Origin of the sequence: Sphingomonas faeni, from assembly GCF_003053745.1 — a bacterium.
In the GTDB taxonomy this organism is placed as follows: Bacteria; Pseudomonadota; Alphaproteobacteria; order Sphingomonadales; family Sphingomonadaceae; genus Sphingomonas; species Sphingomonas faeni.
Genome location: NZ_QAYE01000013.1, coordinates 47,986 through 53,985, shown reverse-complemented (window position 1 = coordinate 53,985; position 6,000 = coordinate 47,986). Strand labels below are relative to the sequence as shown.

The following is a 6,000-nucleotide window of genomic DNA, read 5'->3' as shown; positions in this document are numbered from 1 at the left end:
CCACTGCCGCCATCAATCCGGTCGAAGCCCGCATCCGGCTTGATGCCGGCAACACCGGTGACCGTGACGAGAGTATCGTCGCCCGCACCACCTGCGATGACGTTATTGCCGGCATTGCCAAGTATATAGTTCGCACCGTCATTGCCGGTCGCATTGATCGCCGCAGAGCCGGTCAGCACCAGGTTCTCGAGATCGGCACCGAGCACGTAACTGATACTGGACATCACTGTATCGATACCACCACCGCCGATTTCGCTGATCTGATCGCCGGCATTGTCGATCACGTAGATGTCGTCGCCCGCCCCGCCATTGAGCATATCGCGGCCCATGCCACCGTCGAGGAAATCGTTACCTGAACCGCCATGGAGGGAATCGTTGCCGTTGCCGCCATAAATCCGGTCGTCGCCGCCATAGCCCCATAGCGTATCGTCGCCGGCCGTGCCGTACAACGTTTCCGCCCTGCCCGTGATGTCGATGATCTGCAGAAGGCCGGTGTCTATGTCAGTCGCCACAAGATGGCGTCCATCCGCGGCGACAAGCATTGCATTGCCGTAATTCGCCGTACCGCTGTTGATCGTGGTGGTCGCCGCAGCGAAACGATCAACCTCGTTAAACGTCACGGAATCGTATTTGACGACCGCTCCGCTGGCCAGATATCCATAAACGAACTTGCCGGTCGGATCGAAGGTCATGCCCGCGATCGGCTCACCGATATTGACCGTCCGCTGATACTTCAGCGTGAGATCGTAGATGTTGATTGCGCCATAGTAGATGAACTGAAGGACTTTACCGGCAGCCTCGCTGATTGCTTGGCTTCCATAATTGAACCCAGTGCTGCTCGATCCTCCACCGCCTATCGTCTGATAATTATCGCCCCTGGCGACGATCCGCCCTAACCGATCGTCGTAGATCGCAAGCGGACCATTTGAGATCCCCGTCTCACCAAGCAGCGTAAGGTGGGTGTCTTCGGTTAGAACTGAATTTCCGCTGTAATAAGCACCGTTCGTCAGCGGCGTACTGGTATTTGTCTTGAGGTTCAGAAGGACGGGATTGCTGCCGGTCAGGATCGCCGTGTTTTCGTCAACGATCTCGATGTCACGAAACGCGTTGCCGGTGCCGATAAACGTGTTGATCACCTGACCGGTCGCACTATCCACCCGGTATAGCAATGGCTGGCGAGGGTCGGATACCAACAGGTACGATCCGTCAGCCGAAACCGACACCGCGCCCAACGTGGTTCCGATATGCCATGTCGCAATCTTCTGCTGCGTCAACACGTCAAAGACGTCAATATCACCGGTCGTGAGTGTCGCATACACACGTTGCTGGTCAGGACTGAACGCAACGTCCGCCGTCTTGCCGGTTTCGATCACAACCGTCTTGTCGCTCTTGTCAGGCATCCGCTTATCCCCCTTTAAGTCCTTCTTCACGCCATTCCGTAAAGACCGTTAGCATCTATGGCTAGCCGTCGAAGCCAACCTTCCCACCCGAGCTATTTTGAATCACACTCAATCGCGTTCGTTTTGAGCATAATTTATACATACGCTTAAATTTATATCGACGGTCATTGTTTTCCGCCAGGGCTGGGCAACCATCACATAGTGTAAGCGGTCAACTTTTACAAAGTCCTACTGGCAAACCGACCGATCGCGTACACAGTGCTGATGGACGCGTGCCATTTTCGACGCAGACATGACCACATGTCTGACGCCTTGATATCTTGTGGTAAATTATAAATCACGTATCGACAGCAAAACCGTCGTCAAAACACCGCAATCGGTTTTGGACGCCAGCTTTATGATCCGGGTTCCGCAACAAAGCTTGCATTTGACGCACAGCGCACAATGTTGGTATCATTGGGCGTTAGCTTGGTGTCACGAACCATGACTTGAGTCTGGGTGTACCGCTTCTTCGTGACGGATCGCACAGCATATTCTACTTGGGGGTCCGTACCACTTGAAATGATATATTCATTTGTTGAACCGGATGTCGGCTGCACGCCCATTAGGCGCCCAATGCAGGCAGCCACAGCTGCCGGCTCTTGCTGTGTGAGCGCCACGGCCGAATAATTCGGCAACGGATCTGGGTAGCTGGCACCGCCACCGGTAAAAGGTATGCAGCCCGAGAGAGCTAGCACGGCGGTGAATCCGAGAGCGATTTTTAACATTTGACTCTGCTGCACGGCCGCGATGATTCTGGCAAGTCAGGGAGGACGTGCCGTACGATCCGGATGACGACAGGCGGATCGTACGGCAATCAACAGCACTAAAATGCCGCGTGTTTTACGTCACGGCGTCAACTTTTGAAGGCCGAGCCGCTTTGACCAGCCTCGAGGCCTGAGGAACGCTGACGCCAAGCCGGATAGAGATCACCTCGATCGTCAGTCCTTGATCTCGAAGATCACCGGCTCTTTTTGATTTATCCTCTCTTGGCATAGTGTGCCTTTACTCGTGCACCTGCCGCCCGCGACTGCAAATCGTCGCTTACATCATGGAAGCAGGCAAGCCGTGGCTGAAACGCCGATTTACGCACTTTGCGATCCACGCAGGCGTTGCTGAAGGTCCGCCCAGTCTAGCGCTGCTTGAGCTTCCTCAAGACGTCGTTTCTGGCTTCGCTGCAACTGCATCTTCTGCTGTCGTCGTGAACGTATCACGATCAGACCCAGCCCAACAATACAAGCAGCACTCACCCCCAGTGCAATTTCCAACCAAGGCATCAAATCCCCCCGCGCCTGAATTTCGCAGCCGCGGTAGCAGCCATGCCGCCCTAAATCATCGCTAAAGTAAGGAAGTCGATCACGGCAATCGTACCGTCGCGAGACGTAACAGGCGCTGGAGAAGGGTTGAATGCCCCCTGCATCTAGTCGGATCTAAGGCGCCCACGCCCCATACCTGATGCACGCGCGTTCTGGCGTTTGGGCGGAGCGTTCGTGATCGCCTGGTTTCCAAGGTCGTGGTCATCGCCTTGGAATGGCCCGGCGCTACGGGCTCGTTCGCATCCTACGTTACCATGCCGAAACAGCGCGCATCGCCAATCGGGCACTATTACCTCGTGATTTTCGAACACGTCCTGTCCCAGCACGTCGAACCATATCTCGCCCTCGATCGGCATCCCCCCCCCCCTCGTTGACGGACTTTAGTGTCCATCGCAAAATTCGGTGAGCGGGATCAGCCATGGTTCTCCGGCTTCGCCGCGAGCGCCTTCTATTGCGCGAGAGCCAGATTGCGCACGTTCGTAATAGGTCAGGGCGCGGCACCTGCGGTTACGCCGCAGGTCATGGCGTTGAGGCTGCGCCCTACCCCGGTCCGCTTCCTGCACAACATGGCCCTAACACCTGGGCCAGACCTCCGTCGGGTTGAACCAGTTGTTCCCCGGCTTTGGAGTTGAACCACCCTCGATGATGGTCTCGGTCTCACCGCCGAGTCCGCAAGGGTAGGCGTCAAATCAGCAAGATTAACCAAGCTCTACTACAGTCCTGCACAGCAAGGTAATTACCCATAATATATTACCAGCGATTTTTCCAAATTACTTACTATGGTAGTCCTTATACCATTGTACAAAACGCGGAACACCATCTGCGATAGTTGTTCGTGGCGCGAAACCCAGATCACGCTGGATCGCGTCGATGTCTGCAAACGTATCGCGCACGTCACCCGGCTGCATCGGTAGCAGGCGGCGTTCGGCGGGGCGGCCGCACGCCTGTTCGATCAGCGCGATCATCTCGCCAAGATCCTCCGAGCGGCTGTTGCCTATATTGTAGATCCGGTGCGGGCTAACGCTGCCGCCCGCCTTGATCCTGCCGTCGTCGATGGGCGGATTGTCGAGGCACGCAATGACGCCGGCAACGATGTCGTCGATATAGGTAAAGTCGCGCCGCATCCGGCCCTCGCCGAACACCTTGATCGGCTGGCCATCCAGAATGGCTTTGGTGAACAGCCACATCGCCATGTCAGGCCGCCCCCAGGGGCCATAGACAGTGAAGAACCGCAAGCCGGTCTGCGGCAGGCGGTAGAGATGCGCGTAGGTCTCGCTCATCAGCTCGTCCGCCTTCTTGGTGGCGGCGTAGAGCGACAGGGGCTGGTCGACACGGTCCTCGACACGGAACGGCAACGTGTCGTTGCCGCCATAGACCGAGGACGACGACGCGTAGACGAGATGCTCGACCCGACGGTGGCGTCCGATCTCGATCATGTTGAGGTGACCGGCGAGATTGGCCTGGAGATAGGCGCGCGGATTCTCGATCGAATAGCGGACGCCGGCCTGTGCGCCGAGATGGACGATGCGGTCGAACTGCTCCGCCTCAAGCGCGGCGTCGAGCGCGACGTGATCGGAGAAATCCACCTGCTTGAAGGTGAAGCGCCCGTTCGAATTGGCACCATCCTTGGCGAGCTCGGCCAGCCGCGCGTGCTTGAGTGTGACGTCGTAATAGTCGTTGAGGCTGTCGATACCGAGAACCGTGTCGCCGCGGGCAAGCAGGTGACGACTGACATGGAAGCCAATGAACCCGGCCGCGCCGGTAACGAGAACGCGCATAAGGTGTCTCCCTGTATCACCCGGGCCTTACGGAAGGACCGTGTTGCCCGGCAAGGCGCATCGACAGCATCCCAAGCAAAAGAACCGTTTGGTCAACCTGCCTTGCCAAGGCGTGGGGGCAAGGCTCAGGCGCTGCAGTATATTGTCTCGATCAAAATTGCCCCAATCCAAAGCGCGAAAAACTCGCCTGCCAAAGAGCGAGGTATCCCGTGCGACTTCCGGGTTTGTTGTCGACGCTGTCAGGACCCGTTTGCCGACGCCCCACCCCGCCCCTTCTTAAAAGGGGGCGGCTAACGGATAACCTTGGCACGCCAGGTGGTAATGTAGTCGATGTTACCGCGGCATTCGCTCATGTCCGCTTGCTCGGAGAGGCGAAAGCGCGTGGCGTCCCAGACGAAGCTCTGGCGCGAGCCGCAGTCACCCAGGCCGCGGCCCTTGGCATAGCTTGTGAGGACGCCGTCCTTGAACTCGCCGTTGATGACGCTTTTCACAGAGGTGCCAGTGTCCGCACCAGTTGCTTCGAAGCCTGAACGGGCGTCGAGTTGGGCGGGGGTGATCTTGGTGCCGTCGACGATGAAGAGCGCGCTAATCAGATTGTAAGCGCCGGTCGAGCAAGGAAGGATGACCAGCGACTTGCCACCGCCGAGGGCGTACGTTTCGGGAGTGGTGATCGACTCATCAGCGCCGTGAGAGAAGCTGTCGAGACCGCAGGTAGCGCGTTTGCGCATCGTTGCGACTTGGGCACCACTGAGCTTTGCGGGGGTGCCGGAGGGAGCGATCGCGGTGATGATCGGCAGCGACGGTATGGGCGCGCTCGAGGGCGCGGGGCCCTTAGCGACGATCGCGTCAATGCTGCCGGCGCGGCCTTGTTGCGCATCAATGTAGCGGAGCGCAGCGGCTGCGCCTTTCAGCGAGAGGGTGGCCAGCGTGCCACCCTTCGCATCGAGGATTTTCAGCGACTGGGCATTGGCGATGGCTGCAGCGAGCGTAGCGGCGTCGTGCAGGGCTATACGCTTGCCGTCGACCGCAAAACTGGCGGGCGGGCGCTTGGTGGCCTCAACGTCGTTGCTGGTTTCCAGCGCCAACGAAATCTTGCCGCCACGAGCTGTCACGGGGCCGGGCTCGCGCGACAGGTTGAGTGTAATCATGTCTTCACCGCCCATCTCGGGAAGAAGCGAGCCAAGCGTACAGAGCCGCGTGTTGTCGCAGCCGACGGTCCAGTCAGTGAACGTTTTCAGCTCGCCTGGTTTTGGACGCGTATGAGAGTCGGTCGCGGGCTTTGACTGGGACGTTGCCGAGACGACGACCGCTGGCTCAGGTTTTGGTACCGTCTTAGCCCGGGGCTGAGGTGCGGGCTGGCTTGGCGAACAGGCTGCGAGCGGTAGCATGGCGAAGGGCGCGAGGGCGGAAAAGATCGGTTTGCACAGCATAGTTGCAGCCTAGCGGTCTGGCAGCGCGGGGAAAAGC

2 protein-coding genes and 1 pseudogene are annotated in these 6,000 nt (G+C 58.4%); all 3 read right to left on the bottom strand.

Going from position 1 to position 6,000, the window contains the following annotated elements; all coding sequences use genetic code 11:
• Positions 1-1,400, bottom strand: a pseudogene (locus C8J25_RS18565) (calcium-binding protein); the annotation flags it as partial.
• 2,125 nt (positions 1,401-3,525) lie between these two features.
• Positions 3,526-4,533: an NAD-dependent epimerase/dehydratase family protein gene (locus tag C8J25_RS18560; RefSeq protein WP_107955842.1), complete on the bottom strand. Its 1,008-nt coding sequence runs from the start codon at positions 4,531-4,533 to the stop codon at positions 3,526-3,528.
• A gap of 290 nt (positions 4,534-4,823) precedes the next feature.
• Complete coding sequence (locus C8J25_RS18555) at positions 4,824-5,921, bottom strand: DUF1176 domain-containing protein (protein WP_244187217.1); 1,098 nt, start codon at positions 5,919-5,921, stop codon at positions 4,824-4,826.
• Positions 5,922-6,000: the final 79 nt, after the last annotated feature.